At 67.3% G+C, this 19,312-nt stretch carries 19 protein-coding genes; 7 read left to right on the top strand and 12 right to left on the bottom strand.

Going from position 1 to position 19,312, the window contains the following annotated elements:
* Window positions 1–9 precede the first annotated feature (9 nt).
* Window positions 10–2,037: a PAS domain S-box protein gene (locus tag ACFQE9_RS11725; RefSeq protein ID WP_379744648.1), complete on the bottom strand. Its 2,028-nt coding sequence runs from the start codon at window positions 2,035–2,037 to the stop codon at window positions 10–12.
* A 186-nt stretch (window positions 2,038–2,223) separates the two neighbouring features.
* Between ACFQE9_RS11725 and ACFQE9_RS11720 the strand changes: the two genes are divergently transcribed.
* Window positions 2,224–3,102, top strand: a complete 879-nt coding sequence (locus ACFQE9_RS11720) for a PspA/IM30 family protein (RefSeq protein ID WP_379744645.1) — start codon at window positions 2,224–2,226, stop codon at window positions 3,100–3,102.
* A 24-nt stretch (window positions 3,103–3,126) separates the two neighbouring features.
* On the opposite strand, the gene phoU is transcribed toward ACFQE9_RS11720, so the two are convergent.
* Window positions 3,127–3,801, bottom strand: coding sequence for a phosphate signaling complex protein PhoU (gene phoU, locus ACFQE9_RS11715; protein ID WP_379744642.1), 675 nt, complete (start codon window positions 3,799–3,801; stop codon window positions 3,127–3,129).
* A 142-nt stretch (window positions 3,802–3,943) separates the two neighbouring features.
* Window positions 3,944–4,876: a phosphate ABC transporter ATP-binding protein PstB gene (gene pstB, locus ACFQE9_RS11710; protein ID WP_379744639.1), complete on the bottom strand. Its 933-nt coding sequence runs from the start codon at window positions 4,874–4,876 to the stop codon at window positions 3,944–3,946.
* Between the two features lie 309 nt (window positions 4,877–5,185).
* Between pstB and ACFQE9_RS11705 the strand changes: the two genes are divergently transcribed.
* From ACFQE9_RS11705 to speB, 4 genes are all read left to right on the top strand, one after another.
* Window positions 5,186–6,190 carry a PhoU domain-containing protein gene (locus tag ACFQE9_RS11705; RefSeq protein ID WP_379744636.1) on the top strand — a complete coding sequence of 335 codons (1,005 nt, stop codon included), beginning with the start codon at window positions 5,186–5,188 and terminating at the stop codon, window positions 6,188–6,190.
* A gap of 94 nt (window positions 6,191–6,284) precedes the next feature.
* Window positions 6,285–6,530 (top strand): hypothetical protein, encoded by a 246-nt coding sequence (locus tag ACFQE9_RS11700; protein WP_379744633.1) that lies wholly within the window; start codon window positions 6,285–6,287, stop codon window positions 6,528–6,530.
* 98 nt (window positions 6,531–6,628) lie between these two features.
* Window positions 6,629–7,006, top strand: a complete 378-nt coding sequence (locus tag ACFQE9_RS11695) for a translation initiation factor IF-5A (protein WP_379744630.1) — start codon at window positions 6,629–6,631, stop codon at window positions 7,004–7,006.
* A 5-nt stretch (window positions 7,007–7,011) separates the two neighbouring features.
* Entirely contained in the window at window positions 7,012–7,833 is an 822-nt protein-coding gene (gene speB, locus ACFQE9_RS11690) for an agmatinase (RefSeq protein ID WP_379744627.1), read from the top strand.
* A gap of 63 nt (window positions 7,834–7,896) precedes the next feature.
* On the opposite strand, the gene ACFQE9_RS11685 is transcribed toward speB, so the two are convergent.
* The 3 genes from ACFQE9_RS11685 to ACFQE9_RS11675 form a co-directional block, all read right to left on the bottom strand.
* Window positions 7,897–8,730: an NAD+ synthase gene (locus ACFQE9_RS11685; RefSeq protein WP_379744624.1), complete on the bottom strand. Its 834-nt coding sequence runs from the start codon at window positions 8,728–8,730 to the stop codon at window positions 7,897–7,899.
* Window positions 8,731–8,830: 100 nt separating this feature from the next.
* Window positions 8,831–9,454: an NUDIX hydrolase gene (locus tag ACFQE9_RS11680; protein ID WP_379744621.1), complete on the bottom strand. Its 624-nt coding sequence runs from the start codon at window positions 9,452–9,454 to the stop codon at window positions 8,831–8,833.
* The gene (locus ACFQE9_RS11675; RefSeq protein WP_379744618.1) at window positions 9,451–9,843 is read right to left on the bottom strand and encodes a hypothetical protein; all 393 of its coding nucleotides are present in this window, start codon (window positions 9,841–9,843) and stop codon (window positions 9,451–9,453) included. The genes ACFQE9_RS11680 and ACFQE9_RS11675 overlap by 4 nt, the downstream gene beginning before the upstream one ends.
* Window positions 9,844–9,977: 134 nt before the next feature.
* Between ACFQE9_RS11675 and ACFQE9_RS11670 the strand changes: the two genes are divergently transcribed.
* Complete coding sequence (locus ACFQE9_RS11670) at window positions 9,978–10,985, top strand: DUF5787 family protein (protein ID WP_379744615.1); 1,008 nt, start codon at window positions 9,978–9,980, stop codon at window positions 10,983–10,985.
* A gap of 59 nt (window positions 10,986–11,044) precedes the next feature.
* Here the strand turns inward: ACFQE9_RS11670 and ACFQE9_RS11665 are convergent, their stop codons facing one another.
* The 6 genes from ACFQE9_RS11665 to ACFQE9_RS11640 all read right to left on the bottom strand — a co-directional run bounded on the left by ACFQE9_RS11665 (window position 11,045) and on the right by ACFQE9_RS11640 (window position 17,694).
* Window positions 11,045–11,875 carry an MBL fold metallo-hydrolase gene (locus ACFQE9_RS11665; protein ID WP_379744613.1) on the bottom strand — a complete coding sequence of 277 codons (831 nt, stop codon included), beginning with the start codon at window positions 11,873–11,875 and terminating at the stop codon, window positions 11,045–11,047.
* A gap of 127 nt (window positions 11,876–12,002) precedes the next feature.
* Window positions 12,003–13,259, bottom strand: coding sequence for an ABC transporter substrate-binding protein (locus ACFQE9_RS11660; protein WP_379744610.1), 1,257 nt, complete (start codon window positions 13,257–13,259; stop codon window positions 12,003–12,005).
* Window positions 13,256–14,527 (bottom strand): ABC transporter substrate-binding protein, encoded by a 1,272-nt coding sequence (locus ACFQE9_RS11655; RefSeq protein ID WP_379744607.1) that lies wholly within the window; start codon window positions 14,525–14,527, stop codon window positions 13,256–13,258. Before ACFQE9_RS11655 ends, ACFQE9_RS11660 begins: the two co-directional genes overlap by 4 nt.
* Before the next feature lie 119 nt (window positions 14,528–14,646).
* Complete coding sequence (locus ACFQE9_RS11650; RefSeq protein WP_379744605.1) at window positions 14,647–15,585, bottom strand: ABC transporter ATP-binding protein; 939 nt, start codon at window positions 15,583–15,585, stop codon at window positions 14,647–14,649.
* A 1-nt stretch (window position 15,586) separates the two neighbouring features.
* Window positions 15,587–16,708 (bottom strand): FecCD family ABC transporter permease, encoded by a 1,122-nt coding sequence (locus ACFQE9_RS11645; protein ID WP_379744603.1) that lies wholly within the window; start codon window positions 16,706–16,708, stop codon window positions 15,587–15,589.
* Window positions 16,705–17,694 (bottom strand): NAD(P)/FAD-dependent oxidoreductase, encoded by a 990-nt coding sequence (locus tag ACFQE9_RS11640; RefSeq protein ID WP_379744601.1) that lies wholly within the window; start codon window positions 17,692–17,694, stop codon window positions 16,705–16,707. The genes ACFQE9_RS11645 and ACFQE9_RS11640 overlap by 4 nt, the downstream gene beginning before the upstream one ends.
* Before the next feature lie 314 nt (window positions 17,695–18,008).
* On the opposite strand from ACFQE9_RS11640, the gene ACFQE9_RS11635 reads away from it, so the two are divergent.
* Window positions 18,009–19,235, top strand: a complete 1,227-nt coding sequence (locus tag ACFQE9_RS11635; RefSeq protein WP_379744599.1) for a COG1361 family protein — start codon at window positions 18,009–18,011, stop codon at window positions 19,233–19,235.
* Window positions 19,236–19,312 lie beyond the last annotated feature (77 nt).

Genomic DNA, 19,312 nt, shown 5'->3' with positions numbered 1-19,312 from the left:
TCGCTCGGCTCACTCGACGAAGTCGACGCCCGTGACCTCGAACCGGGCTCCCCCGTCCACGCTTTCGGTCGTGGTCACTTCCCACCCGTGTGCCTCGGCGATCTCGCGGACGATCGCGAGCCCGAGGCCGGTCCCGCCCTCCCTCGAGGTGTATCCGGAGGCGAACACTCGCTCGCGCTTCTCCTCGGGGATCCCGGGACCGTCGTCGGCGACGTAGAACCCCCCGGGAAGGTCGCCGACCGTGACCGTGAGGGGGCCGTGGTCCGTCGTGACGGAGCCGTGTTCTTCGCCCTCGCGAGCGCCCGAGCGCTGACCGGTCGAGCCGTGTTCGACCGAGTTCCGGATCAGGTTTCCGAACAGCCGCCGAAGGCGGCTCTCGTCGGCGCGAACGTGCCGTGACGTCCGGATGTCGAGGCTCGCGTCCCCCGTCTCCGTGTTCTCCCACGCCCGGCTCACACACTCCGACAGGTCGATCGCCGACGCCTCCTCGACCGCCTTCCCCTCCCTCGCGAGCAACAGGACGTCGTCGATCAGCTCCTCCATTCGGGCGTGGGCCGTTTCGATCGCCTCGATGTGGTCCGTCCGGTCGTCGGGTTCGCTGGAACTCCGCAGCAACTCGAGGTGTCCCTCGGCCACGTTCAGCGGGTTTCGCAGGTCGTGGCTCAAGACGTCGGCGAACTCGCGAAGCCGCTCGTTTTGCCGTCTCAACAGCTCCTCGGCGCGCTTTCTGAGGACGAGCCCGGACACGCTCTCGACGACGTCGGAGACGTCCTCGACCAACCGCTCGTCGTGATCGCGGCGATCGCGGAGGAAGAAGACCAGGACCGCGACGACGCCGTCCTCCGTCACGAGCGGGACGCCGAAGCCGGCACGTATTCCCACCTCGCTCGCGAGCGCAGTGCGGTGAAACGTCGCCTCGGGAACCGCCGAGACGTCCGGGATCCACTCGTCAGTCCCCGACGCGTACACGCGCCCCGGCAGTCCCTCGCCGGCGGGAAACGTCCTCGTTCGGCTCGCGTCGATGAACCGCCGACACGCCTCGACGTTCGTGTGGCCGACGAGGTACTCCAGCGTCTCCCCGTCGCCGTCCGGCATCCACGCCTCACCGCAGGTCCACTCGGTGAACGAACAGATCGTCCGGAGGGTTCGCTGGAGGCCCTCCCGAAACGTCTCCGCCTCCCGGATCGCACGGCTGACCTCGATCACCAGCCGTCGCCGCTCCTCGGCCCGCTTGCGCTCGGTGATGTCGGTGTAGGTCGCAAGCGCCTCCTTCGCGTCGGTCCCGAACGGTCTCGCCTCGAGTACGAAGGTTCGCTCCCCATCCCGGGGCGTCTCGCGGACGACCTCCTCGCGCACCGGTTCGCCGCGGCCCAACACCTCGTTGATCTTCCGCGACCGGTTCGACTCGTCGTCGGTCACGATGTGCTCGTCGAGCGGCTCCCCGATCAGCTCCCGTTCGGTTCCGCCGAACGTCTCGAGGAACGCCTCGTTGACCCCTTTCACCGTCGACTCGAGCGGCCCGGAATCGCTCTCCTCGAAGCTCACGAGGGCGAGCGGTGCCGGAACCGCATCCAGGAGCGCGGCGAAGCGGTCCCGTTCGGCCTCGAGTTCCGCCTGGTACTCGTGGATCTCGGTGACGTCCTCGTTAACCGCGACGAACTGGGCGATCTCGCCGTCCTCGTCGACGATGGGGGAGATCGTCTGTCTCACCGTGTATCGCTCGCCGTCCTTGCGCTCGTTCACGATCTCGCCGGTCCAGACGTCGCCGTCGAGGATCGTCTCCCAGAGGTCGGCGTAGAACGCCTCGTCGTGGACGCCCGACTGGAGGAGGCTCGCGTTGCGACCGAGGGCCTCCTCGGCGTCGTATCCGGTCTGTTCCTCGAAGGCGGCGTTCACGTAGACGATCTCCCCGTCGGGGTCCGTACAGTAGATGGAGTGGCCGGCGCTCTCTACGACCGCCGGGAACGATCGCGGATCCACCTCCGACGTCGACCGTTCCGGAAACCCACGCTCCCCGGGATGGCCCTCACCAACCATCGATGGTGATCCGTTTCCAGTCAGGTATTTAACTGGTGTGGAGACCGCCCACGGGCGTCGCGCTCGAACGGCCACCCCGCCACTCTCGCCGCGATCGTCCGTCCCGCTCCACCGCGTTCGTCTCGCCGCGATCGTCCACCCGCGCAGGCACACCGCTTTTTACTGGACGGCCCGAGTAGACGGTATATGGGAATCCTCTCACGCGCCTCCTACGTCATCCGGTCGAAGGTCAACGCGATCCTCAACCGGACCGAGGACCCGACCGAGACGCTCGACTACTCCTACGAACAGATGCGCGACGAGCTGCAGGACGTCAAACAGGGGATCGCCGACCTGACGACACAGAAGAAGCGCCTCGAGATCCAGAAGCGACGCCTCGAGGAGAACGTCGAAAAACACAACCGACAGGCGCGCGAGGCCGTCCAGCAGGACCGCGACGACCTCGCCAGGCAGGCCCTCGAGAAGAAGAACTCGAAGATGCAACAGATCGAGGACCTCGAGGGACAGATAGCTGAACTCGAGAACACCCAGGAGAACCTCGTCGAGAAGAAAAACGAGCTCCAGGGCCGCATCGAGGAGTTCCGAACGAAAAAGGAGACGATGAAGGCGCGCTATGAGGCCGCCGAGGCCTCCACGCGCGTCTCGGAGGCGGTGACCGGCGTCGGCGACGAGATGGAGGACGTGAGCCGTGCCATAGAGCGTGCCGAGGATCGCACGGACGAGATGGAGGCGCGGTCACAGGCGATGGACGAGCTGGAGGACACCGGCGCCTTCGACGACGCGCTCTCGGATCAAGACAGCATCGACCGCGAGCTCGATCAGATCTCCTCGGACCGCGAGGTCGAGGCCGAACTCGAGACGCTCAAATCCGAGGCCGGATCGGGAACCGACTCCGAACCGTCCGATGCCGAATCGGACGTCGAGTCCGAACTCGCCGACCTCGAGGCCGAGATCGACTCGACGGGCGACGAGGCGGAAACGAACCCCGACGCGGACGCCGAGTTGGACTCCGAGACGGAGATCGACGTCGAATCGAACTCCGACGCCGACGAGCGATCGACGTAGACCTCCCGAATCCGCCGTCGACCGTCAGTACAGCAGGTCGTCGTCGTTGTCGATCATGTAGACCCCCCGCGCGGCGATGTTGACGCCGTGATCGCCCACGCGCTCGAGGTCCCGGATCGTGAGAAGCAGCCTCGAGACGTCCCGCATGGTCGCCTGCAAGTCCTCGTCGCCATCCAGGTGTTCCGTCTGGATCAGGTCCCGGACGACGGCCTCGCTTGCGGCCTCACACAGCTCGTCGACCTCGTCGTCCATGTCCGCGACCGCGTAGCACCGATCGGCGTCCTCGGTGTGGTAGGCCTCCATCGCGGCCTCGAGCATGTCGAGGGTCTTCTCGCCGATCAGCTGGATGTCGACGTCGGGAAAGACCTCCTGGTGGGCCTCGCCCGCGTATCCCCCGAGGTTCGTCGCCAGGTCGGCGATCCGCTCGAGATCGGTGATGATCTTGAACGAAGCGGCGATGAACCGGAGGTCGCCCGCGACCGGCTGTTGGAGCGCGATGAGGTCGATGCAGTCCCGCTCCAGCTCGAGGTACAGCTCGTTGACCTCCGCGTCCCCGGTTATCACCTCCTCGCCGAGCTCCGCGTCCTGTCGTTCCAGCGCGTCGAGCGCCATTCGCAGACGCTCCGCGACGACCTCGCTCATGTAGAGGACGTCGTCGCGCAGTTCGTCGAGTTGGGTCTGGTATTCCTTTCGTACCATCGGTGTCGATCGCGTTTTCTATCGGGTCGCGTCCGTTCTCGCTCGCGATTCGTCCATCGGTTCCGGTCGACTCGACCGGGGCAGTTAAACGTGTTCCCGGAACCCCGGCGACGGTCCGGAATCCCCTCCCGGGATGTCCTCGTTATCCGAACTTGCCGGTGATGTAGTCCTCGACGCGCTGGTTCTCCGGGTTCTCGAAGATCCGGTTCGTGTCGCCGAACTCGACGAGCTGGCCGCCGGTGAGGAACACGGCGGTCTTATCGGAGATTCGCGCCGCCTGCTGCATGTTGTGGGTGACGATGATCACCGTATACTGCTCGGAGAGGTCCGCGATCAGGTCCTCGACCTTCGCGGTCGCGACCGGATCGAGCGCCGAGGCTGGCTCGTCCATCAGGACGACCTCCGGGTCGGGGGCGATCGCTCGGGCGATACACAGCCGCTGTTGTTGGCCGCCCGAGAGGTCGAGTCCGGAGCTGTCGAGCTGGTCTTTCACCTCGTCCCAAAGCGCCGCGTTCCTCAGCGCCTCCTCGACGCGCGCGTCGACGTCTCCGTCGTAGCCCTGGATGTTCAACCCGTAGGCGACGTTCTCGCGGATCGACTTCGGGAAGGGGTTCGGCTTCTGGAAGACGATGCCGATCCGGCGGCGGAGCGCGACCGGGTCGACGTCCTCGTCGTAGACGTCCTTGCCCCGGAACCGGAGGCTCCCCTCGACGCGCGCGGCGTCGATCATGTCGTTCATCCGGTTGATACACCTGAGGAACGTCGACTTGCCACAGCCCGAGGGACCGATGATCGCCGTGACTTCGCGTTCGGGGATCCCCATCGTCACCGGCTGGAGCGCCTCCTCCTCGCCGTAGTGGACGGAGAGTTCCTCCGCGCGGATGACCGCGCGCGAGTCGGGAACCTCCTGGATCGACGGCGTGAGATCCTCGTCGTCGCTCGGGGTCACGGACGAGTCCTCGCGGTCCTCGATTCGTTCGTCGACCGCGGAGCCGGTCCCCTCGGCGTCCGTCTCCCCGTCGCCGGCGCCGCTCTCCTCGGAGTCGGTCTCGTGGACGTGGTAACTGTCGCTCATGGATGTGGGTTCACGCGATGGTCCGCCCTCGACTGGCCGTGGTCGGCCTCGGTCCGCGAGACGGCCGCCGACCCCGCCTCGACGTCGGGCTCGTCTTCCTCCATCGTTCGATCGACGGGTCGCGTGCCCATAAATATTCTACTATAACGACTATATATAGATATGTTTGTGAACGTCTCTATCCACATATCCTGGGTCGGAGACGCGTCTAATTCGTGTGTGTCCCTCGACTCGACGGCGAGACACGGCGGTAGAGCAGACGATATATACTCAGACAACTTTATACATAGTCTCGATAGAGTATCGAACATGGAGACCCGAAAGGTGCAGGTCACCGGCGGATCCACGTATACGGTCTCGATCCCGAAGGGGTGGGCGAACGAGAACGACGTCGAGGCGGGAAGCGAGGTCGAGTTCTATCCCGACGGCGACTCGTTGCTCCTCAGCCCGCGCTCGGAGGCCGAGCGGACCGAGGGGACGCTCGACATCACGGACCTCGAGGAGCGCGAGCTCACCCGGGCGGTGATGACGATGTACGTGAGCGGGTTCGACGTCATCGCCCTGGAGGGCTCGAAGATCACCACCGAACAGCGCTCGACCATCCGCGAGGCCACACAGAGCCTCGTCGGGTTGGAGGTCCTCGAGGAGACGCGCGACCGGGTCGTGATCCGGGACCTCCTGGACTCCTCCGAGCTGTCGATCCACAACGCGGTCACCCGGATGCGGCTCATCTCGACGTCGATGCTCGAGGACGCCCTCTCGGCGCTTCGCGAGCTGGACGACGACCTCGCGCGCGACGTCATCCAGCGCGACGACGACCTCGACCGGCTGTGGATGGTCGTCTCGCGGATCTTCCGTTCGACGCTCCGGACCCCGAAGGCCGCCGAGGAGCTCGGCCTCCCCCGGGAGGTCTGTTTCGACTATCACTCGAGCGCCCGCCAGCTCGAGCGGATCGGCGATCACGCCACGAAGATCGCCCACCTGACGCTCAACATCGAGGAGCCGCTCCCGGAGGAGGTCCTGGACGCGATCGGCGACCTCCACGAGGAGGCCGAGGACGTGATCGACACGGCGATGGACGCCCTCTTCGAATCCGACAGCGACGCCGCGACCCGGCTGGCGAACGACGCGCGCGAGCACGTCAGGGACATCGACGACCGGGTTCGACAGATCGACGAACTGCTCCGCGATCTCGATCCGGCCCGCGCCCAGCTGCTCGGGCTCGTCGTCGACTCCGTCCTCCGGAGCGCCGATTACGGGGGCAACGTCGCGGAGACCGCCCTCCAGAAGGCCGCGCCGACTCCCTCCCCCTGACGCGAGACCGTCTTCCCCGGACCCGAGCCACCCACAGGACGTCCACTCCGAACGAAAGACGGTTCCGGCTCCCCGCCGTAGGATCGAGCGACCGATGGGATTCGTCAACGAACTCGTGGAGGACCTCGTGGGACTCGTGCGGGACCCGACCGACGAACAGAAGGCGATCGTGGCCGCGATCGCGGCGATCGTCGTGGTCGACCGATACGCGTGGTACCACGACATTCCCTTCGTCGTGCAGTCGGTGGCCGCCGTCGGCGCCGGGTTCATCGTCTTCTTCCTCGTGAGCTACCTGATCACCGGCCAGTTCGTGCCGCCGGACTCGGACGACGAGGAGTGACCTATCCCGGGAGCCGCGCGTCCCGCCCTCCTCACCCGTTTCGAACGCCTTCGGCGCGTTCCAAACCGTTTATACCCGCTGCGTGGGAACCGGAGGACATGCCTCGTGAGCAAAAGCAGGTTCGCGAACTGCAGGAGGGCAGCTACGTGATGATGGACGAATCGCCGTGTAAGATCAACCACTACAGTACGGCAAAGCCCGGCAAACACGGCAGCGCCAAGGCCCGCATCGAGGGCAAGGGCGTGTTCGACGACAGGAAGCGGTCGCTCTCCCAGCCCGTCGACGCGAAGGTGTGGGTCCCGATCATCGAGCGCAAGCAGGGCCAGGTCGTCTCGGTCTCCGGCAACGACGCACAGGTGATGGATCTCGACACCTACGAGACGTTCACGATGCGTATCCCCGAGGACGAGGACTTCGCCTCCGACGACGAGATCGAGTACCTCGAGTACGAGGGACAGCGCAAGATCGTCGGGTAGTCGAGATGTTTCCCGGAGCGACGACCGATCGCGAGGCTGCCTCCTACGTGGTCGTCGGCGCTCCGCTCGACGCCACGACCACCTTTCAGCCGGGCACCCGGTTCGGACCGGACCGGATCCGGCGTTTCTCCGAATCCTACGACGACTACCACCGCGCGACCGACAGCCGATTCACCGATCTCGGCGTCCACGACGCCGGCGACGTCCACCCCTGGGACGACGTCCGCGACTATCTCGACCACCTCGCCGCGGAGCTTCGAAGCGCCGTCCTCGACGGCGCCGTCCCGGTGGCGATGGGCGGCGAACACACCGTGACCTGCGCCGGCGTCGAGGCCGTCGAACCCGACGCGCTCGTCGTCGTCGACGCCCACCTCGACCTGCGGGAGTCCTACGGCGGGAACCCCTGGAACCACGCCTGCATCGCCCGCCGTGCGCTCGAGGTCGTCGATCACGCCCACGTGATCGGCGCGCGAACGGGCTCGCCCGAGGAGTGGGACCGCGCCGAGGCGGCGGACGTCACCGTCGTTCCCCCGGAAGAGGCCGGCGAGTGGGCGCGGTCGCTCTCGGAACGCGAGCCGTTCGACGGGAAGTCGGTCTACCTCTCGGTCGACGTGGACGCGGCGGACCCGGCGTACGCGCCCGGAACCGGCACCATGGAGCCGTTCGGCCTCGACGCGCGCGAGATGCGAGAGGTCGTTCGCGCCGTGGCTCCTCACACCGAGGGGTTCGACGTCGTCGAGGTGAACGACCGCGACGACGGGCAGGCCGCGGCGCTCGCCGGCAAGCTCCTCCGCGAGTTCGTCCACGCGCACGCCGCGAGCCGCTGACGGTCCGTCCCTTCCTCCGTTCGTGCTACCGTTATCTCCTATCCGGCGTTATCTCCTATCCGGCTACCGCTCGGGCGCGGGCGGCATCCGACGTTTGTGCGCGCTCGATTCGTGGAGGTCCACGACGGTCTCGATCTGCTCGGGTTCGACGCCGAGCTCCCGGGCCGTCGCGTCCTTCGAGAGCGGGCCGTCGACGTGGACCGCGAGGATCGCGTCCAGCGTGTCGTAGTCGACGCCCATCTCCTCCTCGTCGGTCTGGCCGACCCACATGCCCGCGGTCGGCGTCTGCATCACCAGGTCGTGTGGGACGCCGACGTGGGCGGCGAGCTGGCGGACCTGCATCTTGTAGAGGTTGCCGATCGGGTTGCAGTCGACCGCCTGGTCGCCGTACTTCGTGAAGTAGCCGGTGGCCGCCTCCGACCGGTTTCCCGTCCCGAGGACGATCCGGTTTTCGGCGTTCGCGACGAAGTAGTTGAGCACGGCCCGCGTCCGGACGTAGACGTTCCCCTTCGCGGTCGTGTCCTCGGCCGCCTCCGGATAGCGATCGAAGATCGTCTCCGCGATCGGATCGATCTCGACGACGTCGTAGTCGATCCCCAGGTTCTCGGCGACGCGTTCGGCGTCGCTCATCGTCTCCGGGTCGTTGACCGTGGCCGGCATCGTGATCCCGTGGAGGCCGTCCTCGCCGAGCGCCTCGACCGCGAGGTGGGCGGTGAGCGTCGAGTCGATCCCGCCGGAGAGGCCCAACACGGCCCCGTCGGCGCCGGCCGCCTCGACCGTCTCGGCGATGAACGAGACGATTCGCTCGCGGGCCGCTTCCAACTCCGACTCCGAGAGCCGGAGATCGAGCGGCGGATCCTCCCTCAACAACACGGAGCCCGAAGAGTGGTGCGTCATCGCTCCCCGGTTATGCGGCCGCCGCCTAATAGGCTACCGATGGCGCAAAAACCCCAACGAACGTCCGGTTTCGCCGCGATCGACCGCCGATCGTCAACGGCTATTCCAGGAATCCGTCCTCCCTGGCGAGCAGCAGGCCCTCCAGGGTCGCGTCGTTACACGAGGGCGCCCGCGCGACGGAGAGCGCCTCCCCCTCCGGCACCGCCCGCGGCTCGAGGAACTCGTTCGAATCGAGGCTCCGTTCGACCGGCTCGAGTCCCGTCGCCACGACGTATCCCCGGCGGTGTCTGAGCACGCCGGTCGAACACCACACCTCCTGAAGCAGGGCGACGTTCGCGGGCGAGAACCCGGTCTCCTCGGCGAGCTCGCGTTCGGCGGCCGCCGTGTAGGACTCGCCGGGCTCGACGATCCCCGCCGGAAGCTCCAGCTGCCGCTGCCGGATCGTCGGGCGGTACTGCTCGACGAAGAGGACGTCGCCCTCCGCGAGCGCGACCACGACCGTCGCGGGCGGCAGCTCCGCCCAGTAGTAGTCCTTCTCGGTGCCGTCCGGCTGCTCGACGCGGTCGTAGCCCGCCGTGAGCCACCCGGTCTCGTACTCGATCGCCACCTCCCGGACCGGCCACTCCGGCTCGCCCGGCAGCGAGTGGAGGCGGCCGTCGCGAAACGCGTCCACGTCCCGGAGGTCGGCGCTCGGCTCGTGATCGATCGGTCGATCGTCGCTCATGAGCCCCCCTGTGTGACCTCGAGGTAGTAGCGTTCGTCCTCGTGGCTCACGAGCACTCGCCCGTCCTCGGCGACGGCCGCGGAGCTGCGCTGGCGGAGGGCGTCCACCTCGTCGAACGGCGTGTGGGTGAAGTGTTCCTTGATCCCGAAGGGGCCCTCCCGGTACCCCGCCGAGCGGCCGTCCTCGGACTCGAGGGCTTCCGTGAGGTACGGGTACCGGCGGTCGGTGACGTTCGTGACGTCGACCGCCGGCCCCTCGGCGGTCGTCTCCTCGGCTGTGAGGTGGTACGGCTCGCCGGAACCGAGGTAGCTCGGGAGGGCGCCGAGCGCGAGCAGCGCGACCACGACCACGACGATCGCGATCACGAGATTTCGCGTGACGGGACGCATATCCGCCGTAGGCCCTCGCCGTGAATACGGGTTTCGGAGACGGATCGACGCCCGAGGCGTCCGAGGCGTCCGGGGCGTCCAAGACGCCGCCACGGCCGCCGAGGGTTTTTCTCCGTCGCCCGCCGCGTGCCGACATGGACGGCCGGACCGACGGCTCCGACGGCTCCGAGGACTCCGACCGGTTCGACTCGGAGTTCCAGTTCGAGCTGGCGCTTTGTGCCGCGCTCGAACGCGAGGACCGCGTCGTCGCCCGACAGCTCGGCGGCGCGGTGGCGACCCCGGGCGCCAGGATCGTCGACGTCTGCGTCCTCGAGCCCGGACCCGGATTCGACGACCGCGCGGCGATCACGGCCGACTCGATCCCGCCGGCCGCCCTCGAGGCGGGAGTCGGTCCCGGAACCGCCGTTCCGGTCGCCGACGCGTTCGACCTCCCGCCCGACCGCGCGCGCGGCGTCGTGGATCGGGCGGTCGACGTCGGCTACCTCGAACGCGAGCGTCGAAACGGCCGCGATCTGGTCCGCGCGACCGCCCGCTATCCGGACGACTGGTTCGACCGGCTCGTCGCGATCGAGAACAAACCCGACCTGGGCCGGCCGGGGGACCTCCGGTCGCAGCTCCGGTTCGACGTCGCGCTCGGGCTCTTCGAGGAGGTGTGGCTCGCGACGGCCTCCCACGTCACGCGGGCCCACCTCAACCGGATCCCGGAGGCGGTCGGCGTCCGCCGCGTCGATCCCCGGACCGGCGACCGCCGCGTCGTCCGCGAGGCGGCGACGCTTCCCGCCGAGGATCCCGGCGTCGAGATCGGCGAGGACCACGGTCTCCGCACCGACGTGGCGATCGTGAGCCCGGACGCGAAGGCCCGAAAGCGACGCCGGATCGCCGAACGCGCCTACGGACGGGGCTGGCGACCCGACCCGCCGGCGTGCGCCCACGCGACCGGCACGGCGGACGGCCGGCCGTACTGCGAGCGGTTCGAGCGCGTCGTCGATCCCGGATCGGACTGCGGGGAGCGCTGTCGCGCCTATCACAGCGACGATCCGCCCGCGATCGACTGCGAGGCGCTCCGCGAGGCGAACTCGGCCTGGGTCCGCGATCCTTCCTCCGCCCCTCGGCGTCAGTCGGGGCTCGATCGGTTCGGCTGAATCGCGACTCGACCGGCTTGGGTGACGCTCTCGGAGTCGAAAGCGTCGCTCGTCCGTAGCTACTCAAGATGATACCGCTCGCCGTCGACCGCGAGCGGCTCCTCGAAGGCCTCCTCCGCCGGGTAGAAGTGCGCCAGGTGGACGAGGCGCGTCCGGTCCGCCGACAGCTCGTCGGCGAGGTCGAGCGCTCCCTCGCGGGTCATGTGCTTCGTCCCGAAGGTCCGCGGCGTTCCGTCGGGCCGTTCGTGACGCCCGCCGATCGGGTGGCGATCGCAAAGCGACGCCGGCACGATGGCGTCGGCCAAAAGCAGGTCGGGGTTCGCGAGTATCTCTCGGGAGCGCTCGGGGACGTCGTAGCTCGTGTCGCCGGTGATGGAGAGCTTGGCGCCCGTCTCCGGTTCCTCGACCGCGAGGCCGTAACAGCGAAGCGGCGGGTGGTCGACCGGGACGAACCGAACCTCGAACCCGCAGGTCTCGAACGGCTCGAAGGGATCACACGCAGCGACGCCGACCCGGTCCTCGAGGTAGTGGAACTTGTTCCGTATCGTCCCCGCGACGCTCTCCTCGGTGACGGGGTCGACCTCGCTCGGGGCGTGGACCGTGAGCGAGTCGAGGACGCGATAGACGTTTCCGAGCCCGTCGAGGTGGTCGAAGTGGACGTGGGTGACGATCCCCGCCTCCGGAAGCGGCACGTCGTTCTCGAGGAACTGCTGGCGGAAGTCGGGGCTGAAGTCGACGAGCAGCGATTCGCCGGTCTCCTCGTGTTGCACGTGGACCGAGAACCGCGATCTGGAGATCCCGCGATCGCGGGCGGTCCGGCAGGTCTCACACGTACAGCCGACCGTCGGGGTCCCGGTCGTGTCGCCGGTTCCCAAAAGCGTGACCTGCATCCGAACGGGGGTTCGGCCCCCGACGGTTAATCCTTTTCTCACGGGGTCGCCGCGGGGTTCAGGTACGCCGACCCATCTACGCGCTTCCGTCGATGGCGCGCCCTACCGGATTCCGTCGGTCACGCCCCTACACGTTTCCGTTGATGGCGTCGGCGACGCGCTGCCGGTCGAACAGCCGCTCCTCCGCGGGGATCTCCGGATACGGTCCCTCCTCGTAGGTGGGCCATTCGCCGAAGGCGTCGGGATACAGCTGTTTGGCGGTCATCTCGAGCTGGAACAGGTTGAGGATCGGCCCCTGGTACCTGGCTCCCTGCGGATACATCCGGCCGGTTTGGACCGCCGTGATCTCCGAGGCCACCGGGTCGGAGCGGAACGCCTCGCGGCGTCTCGGGAGGCTCGTCCCCGGCTCGAAGCCGCCGAGGAACAGGATGACGTCGGGGTCGGCCTCGAGCAGCGTCTCGAAGTCGACCACGGAGTTCGATTCCACCGACCCCTCGAAGGCGTCGCGGGCGCCGAGCGGCCGCGTGTGGGCGGTCAAGAATCCGGGATTGCTCAGCGTGTAGGCGTAGATCTCGTTCAGATCGGCCGACGCCAGCATCACGGCCGAGGGGCGTTCGGACTCGACGGGGAGGCCGTCCTCGATGGTCGCCAACAGCTCCTCGTGGACCGTCGCGAGGGCGTCGTACCGCTCCCGCTCTCGAAACGCCTCGGCGACCAGCTCGAACTGCTCCCAGAGCGTGTAGTACTCGTAGCCGTCGGCGTAGGCCGGGGCTGGTTCGGCGTGTCGATCGCTCAACGAGTTCCCGAACCACGGCGAGACGGTGGCGGCGATCTCCTCGATCTCGTCCACGTTCCAGTCGTCCTGTTTCGTGATCCAGGCCGGGTCCGCGAGGTGGACGTCGCTGTCGAGCTCGTAGAGCTTCTCCTTGCTCGGCTCCCACGAGGAGTACAGCCCGGTCCAATCGAGCGAGACTCCCGGGAGGCGCTTGACGAACTGGTTCCACAGCCCGTCGTAGTACTCGGGCGCGTGCATCGCCGTGATCGAGTCACCACGTCCCAACGCGAAGGCCATGCCCGCGTGGTGGGTCAACCGCGTGAAGATGGTCTCCGGCGGCTCCTCGAAGGCGACCTCCCCCATCGGCGACATCGAGACCGCGTAGGACCCGTCCTCGGTACCGGCATCGGTGTCAGTGCTCGATTCCGCCGTCGTCGATTCCGCCGTCGGTTCCGAACTCGTCGTCGCCGGATCCGAGCCGTTGACCGAGTTTTCTCCCGTCTCGCCGGTACAGCCGGCGAGCAGTCCGGCGGCGAGGACCGACCCGCCGGCCTTCAGGTACGACCGCCTCGTCGGCGTCTCCGGCGGTCCGTCGGCATCGTCGCTCATTCCTCGAGATTCCCCGCGACGATGTCGGCGACGCGCTCGCGGTCGAACAGCTTCGTATCGTCGGTCACCTCGCCGAACTCGTCGGGGTACAGCTGTTTGGCCGCCCGTTCGGTCAAAAAGAGGTTGTGGATCGGGCCCTGATAGAGGTAACCGCCCCGATACACCCGGCCGTTTCGGACGGCCGACAGTTCCCCGCCGACGGGGTGGTCCTCCATGTAGGCGAGGACCGTCTCGCGGAACTCCGTCGGCGACTTCCGCTCGTGGCCGCGGACCAGGATCACGTCGGGGTCGATCTCGAGGAGGTTCTCGTAGTCGAGCTCGCCGCGGTTGGTGGTGCTGAGGTTCTCGATGTCGGTTCCCGCGAGCGCGTCGTTAACCCCCAGGTCGAGCCACTGTTTCTTGCTCGTTCCCTTGTCGATCAGCCGATACGGCGAGAAGGTCTCGGGCTCGTCGGTACCCTCGAAGGTGAGGAAGACGTTCGGCCGCTCTGCGGCCGGCGGCAGCCGCGTCTGTACCTCCGCGATGAACTCCTCGTGCAGTTCGGCGAACGCCTCGAACCGCTCGCGCTCGCGGAACGCCTCCGCGACCAGCTCGAACGCCTCGTAGAGGGTGTAGTACCGGTAGTCGTGCCACTCGTCGGAGCGACGGAAGATCAGGTTCCCGAAGAAGGGCGCGACGTTCTCGCGGATCTCCTCGACGTCCGCCTCCGCCCAGTCGAACCAGTTGACGAGCATTTGCGGGTCATAGAGGTGGACGTCGGCGTCGAGCTCGTAGAACTCCTCTTTGGTTCGGACCTCCGGGTACGCCTCGACGGCGTCGCGTTCGACCTCGACGCCGGGAAGCTCGTCGTAGACGTACGTGTAGTACCGGTCGGCGTTCCCCACGCCGGCCAGTCCGTCGCCCCGTCCCAACGCGACGGCCATGTCCGCGAACCCGCCGTCGTATGCGACCCACCGCTCCGGCACCGACTCGAACGTCACCTCGCCGACCGGCTCCATGGAGACGGTGTACGGGTCGATCTCGTTCGATTCCTCGGTGGTTCCCCCGTCCTGCTCCTCGTTCGACTCCCCGTCGGGCCCCTCGGTCGGCTGCTCGTCCGGTTCCTCGTTCGGTTCGGCCGTCGAGTCCCCTCCCGCCGAGGCCGGTTCGGAGGAGGAACCGCCTCCGCCGAGACAGCCCGAGAGCACCATGGCTCCGACGACCGAACCGCCGTATTTCAGATACTCGCGTCGCGTCGATCGTTCCCCGTTCGGGACGTGTTCTCCCATGTTTTTAGGCTCACCTAAAACAATATATGGGTTCCGATTTTTAGGCCGGCCAAATAGTCCTGGGCAGGATCGTCGGTGGTCTTCGACCGCGGCGCGCGTCGCCTCGAGCCCCGCATCGCTCAGTCGTCGTCCGCCCGCACGCTCTCCACCGGACCGTCGCTTTCTCCCGACGCGGGTTTCCCGTGTCGAGCACGGAGCGGGGTGACGCGTGGTCCCCGGTCGGTCGTCTCCACCTCGGCGTCGACGCGGAACACTTCCGCGAGTAGCTCCTTCGTGATGACCTCCTCCGGCGTTCCACGCGCGTGGATCGCGCCGTCCTTGAGCGCGACCACCCGATCGGCCAACCGCGCGGCCTGCTCGACGTCGTGGAGGACGATGATCACCGTGATGTCGCCGTCCTCACGGAGCGTCTCGACGATCTCCATCACCTCCAGCTGGTGGTGGAGATCGAGGAACGTCGTCGGCTCGTCGAGGAGGAGCACGTCCGTCTTCTGGGCGAGCGCCATGGCGATCCACGCGAGCTGCTTTTGTCCGCCGCTGAGGCTTCCGATCTCACGGTCGCGAAGGTGTCCACACCCCGCGAGCCCGATCGCCCGATCGACCGCCTCGTGATCCGCGTCGCTCACGTGCTCGAAGAACCCGCGGTGGGGATACCGTCCGTGGTACACGAGGTCCTCGACGGTGATCTCCTCCGGCGACGTGCGCTCCTGGGAGAGGAGGCCCAGCCGTCGGGCCAGCTCCTTCGTGTCCATCGCGTCGACGTCCCGACCGTCGATCAGTACCGAGCCCTCGGAGGGCTGAAGCTGCTTTGCGAGCCCCTTCAACAGCGTGCTCTTTCCGGACCCGTTCGGACCGACGAGGGCCGTGACCGACCCCGTCTCGGCGACGATCGTCTCGCCGTCGATGATCGGATCGTCCGCCGTCGGGTACTCCAACACGAGTTCCTGGCCGGCGAGGGTGCTGGCGGCCGATCCGTCCGTCGACGCGTTGCGCTCGTGTGCCGTCTCCATCGCGTTCACGTCTCGTGCCGCCTCCATCGCGTTCTGGTCGCGTGTCATCTCAGATCTCACCCATGTTCTGCCGCTTCCGCATCAGATACAGGAAGTAGGGGCCGCCCACGAGCCCCGTGACGATCCCCACGGGGATCTGAACCGGGCTGAGCGCCAGCCGCGCGCCGACGTCGGCTCCGACCATCAACGCCGGGCCGACGAACAGACAGCCGACGACCACCTTCCTGTAGTCGCTTCCGACGAGGTTTCGAACCACGTGCGGCACGATCAGCCCGACGAAGCCGACGATCCCGGCGACCGCGATGCTCGCGGCCGCGGCCAGGACGGCGACTCCCGACAGGGCGAAGCGCACCCTCTCGATCGACATTCCGAGCGACCTCGCGGTCTGCTCGCCGAGCAACAACACGTTACACTGTCTGGACCCGGCGACGGCGAGCAGCACCGCAACGACGGACCACGGGAGCGCGAGCCGGACCTGTTCCCAGTCCGTCCCCGTCAACGACCCCGTCGTCCAGGCGATCGCCGACTGGACGATCCCGATGTCGTCGGCGAAGAAGAACAGCGCCGTCTGCAGGCTGTTGAAGACGGTCCCGACGATCACGCCCGCGAGCACCAGCCGGACCGGCGAGGTGCCGTTCTTCCAGGCGATCGCGTAGACGATCAGGAACGCGACCGCGCCGCCGACCGCGGCGATGACCGGGAGGAACGCGGAGAGCCCGCCGAAGACCACGAGCGTCAACAGGATCATCAATCCGGCGCCGGAGGAGACGCCGAGGATGAACGGACTCGCAAGCTCGTTTCTGGTGATCGCCTGGAAGATCGCCCCCGACACTGCCAGGTTCATCCCCACGAGCATCCCGACGAACACCCGGGGAAGCCGGATGTTCCAGACGATCAGGCTTTCGCGGCTCATCTCGGGTAACTCTCCGCCGAACAGGAACGCGTTCCACACCTGCCCGTTCAACAGGACGTTCGGATCGAAGACCGCGCTCCACGCCTGCGTGAAGGTCATCGAGTACGCCCCGAAGCTCACCTGCACCAGCCCCGCGACGGTGATGACCACGAGGCTTCCCATCGCCGTGGTGAGGAGCTTCGGGTCGAACAGCCAGCCGAACCGCCGGTCCGTGCGCGTTCTCCCCGTGTGGTCCGTACCCACGTTTTGACGGCTCATCGCGTTCCCGCCCCCGTCTGAGAGGTCCTCTCCTCGAGGTGCGCCTCGATCTCCGCGACGTCGATCGCCCCCAGGAGACGTCTCGTACCGACCGAATCGACGATCGTCTCCGGCTCCGGATCGAGTTCCTCGAGGGTCGGATCGAGGTGTTCGAGGAGCGCTTTCCGTCCTCGCGCGGCGCGCGAGTCGATCTTCTCGTCGGAGAGGTACGCCGAGAGCCGATCGTCGACGTACGCCTCCCGGACGCGTTCGAACCGCTCCGAGTCGGGATCGACCGGTGCCGACTCGCCGTGATGCTCGTCGAACCACTCGATCCAGCCCGCCCGCTCCGTCCACTTCCCGTCGACCGTCGACTCTCGACGCATCCAGTCGACGCCCTCGGCGACCGATTCCCACCGTCCCGCATCCGACCGGGCGTCGGCGATCACTCGTCGCGCGACGCGCGCGCCGCGTCCGGCCGCCATGATCGCCTGTGTGTCCGCCTCCGGGGACGGGGAGGCGACGTAGAGGCCGTCCACCGGCGTCGTCCCGTCGCGATCCGCGTATTCGCGATCGAAGCGCTCGCTCGACTCGCCGTCGTGTTCGTACGTCTCGAACATCGCCGCATCGTCGTCGAGTCCGCGCAGGTACTCGCCGCCGTAGCGGGTCGCGGCGACGACGCGGCGGACGCTGACCGTCTCGCCCTCCTGGCGATCGATCGTGAATCCGTCACCGTCGTCGAGCCGATCGATCGACTCGACGCGATCCTGGATCACCGTACACCCGGCCGTCTCCGCGTGGTCCTGCATCAGTCCGTACAGCGTTTCGACGTCGATACCGCCGGGAAATCCGAGATAGTTCTCCAGGTGTGCACACCGCTTGATCGACGACCGGCCGCGATCGAAGATGACGGTGTCGAGGCCCTCCCGCGCGGTGAACACGCCCGCGGAACAGCCGGCCGGCCCGCCACCGACGACGGCCACGTCGTGATCGGCGTCCACGCTCATCGACGGCCACCTGCGGTCGGAGCACGCCCGTCCCGTCGTCCCGTCGATCCACACGCCGTCGGTTCCCCGAGGGATCGCTTCGTCATATGACTTAGGCTAACCTAAAAGCATAAATCGCCTTCGAATATTAGGCGGGCCTAAACAACGCGGGGGTCGGGCGAAATCCCGTCGTTGGCCCGGGACGTTCAATCCGAGCGCCCGCCGTCGACGTCTCGAGACGAACGTCCTTCGTCCCGGGTCGACTTTCCCTTCCCTGTTTTAGGCTAACCTAAAGATCGATGGGGCTTTATTCTTTTAGGTTAGCCTAAAAAATGATGCCAAGCGCAGTTCGAAACGGCACGGTCCGAGTCGCGCTCGGTGCGGCTCTCGCATGTACGGTACTTCTGGCCACGATGGCGCCCGTCGCCGCCGCCGCCCCGCCACACGTCTCCGTCGGGTCGGTGGACGTTTCCGACGACGAACCGGTCGTCGGGGACACGATCACGGTCACTCCCACGATCAGACACTCCAGTTCGGGAAGCGGGAGCTTCGAGGTGACACAGGTGACCGTGACGGACGCGAGCGGAACGCGCCATGCGACCGCGAGCGACCTCGGCACCCTCGGAACCGGGGACTCGATCGAGGTGCCGCTCACCGCGACGCCGTCGGCGTCCGGCCACCACAAGCTGACCGTTCACGTCCGGGGGGTCCAGTACAACTCCGACGGTCGGCTGACTCAGATCATTCACACGAAACGTCCGACGTACGTCTCGGTCTGGGAACCCTCGACGCCGACGGAGACGGACCCGCGATTGAACGTCGAATCCGACGCGCTGACCGTCGGTTCGGAATCGACCGTCCGGGTCGTCGCCTCGAACGGCGGCGACGACGAACTCACCGATCTCTCGGTTCGGCTGCACGGGCTCGATGGCACCTATGACCGAACGAAACTGCGACCCGCTCTCGGGACGCACAACTCGAGCACCTTCGAGTTCGACGTTCGACCGACGACGCCCGGAGAGCAGTCGATCAACGCCACCCTGCAGTACGGCGACGGGGAGACGGTTACCCTCTCGAAGGACGTGACGGTACGGCCCCTCCGGGAGGACGTGACCGTTCACGCGACCGCGATCGAGCAAAACGACTCGACCGTCCTCCGATATCGGGTGAACAACCACGGAAACGCGCCGATCGAAAACGTCGTCCTCTCGGGCGCCACGGTCGGCTCGTCGCTACCCACTACCGTGATCTCGAAGGTCCCCCCGGGTACCTCGGACACGTCGACGGTCGCCGTGAACGATCGGCCCTCCGGCTCCGCGACCGTCACCGCCACCTATCGGGTCGCAACGAGTACCGGACAGGCCGACGGCTCCGTTCGGTTCGCCGACGCCGAGTCGGACTCCGGCGCCGGAAACACGACCACGAGCGACCCCCAGACCCGGATTCTCGAACGTAACGTCGAGCCCACGCGGGGCGGCCCGCTCGAACCCGTCTCGCTTCTCACCGGGGGACTGGTCGCGACGAGCTCGATCTTCGGGTACCGAAACTGGCGGCGTCGGTGATCCGTCCCCTCGGGGACCTTGAGCTGTAGGGACTCGAGTTAACCGTCCCGTCGTCCTCCTCTCAAACGGGGGACGCT

The sequence above is a fragment of the Halopenitus salinus genome, assembly GCF_042662125.1.
GTDB classification, from domain to species: Archaea; Halobacteriota; Halobacteria; order Halobacteriales; family Haloferacaceae; genus Halopenitus; species Halopenitus salinus.
This window is presented reverse-complemented; position numbering and strand designations above follow the sequence as displayed.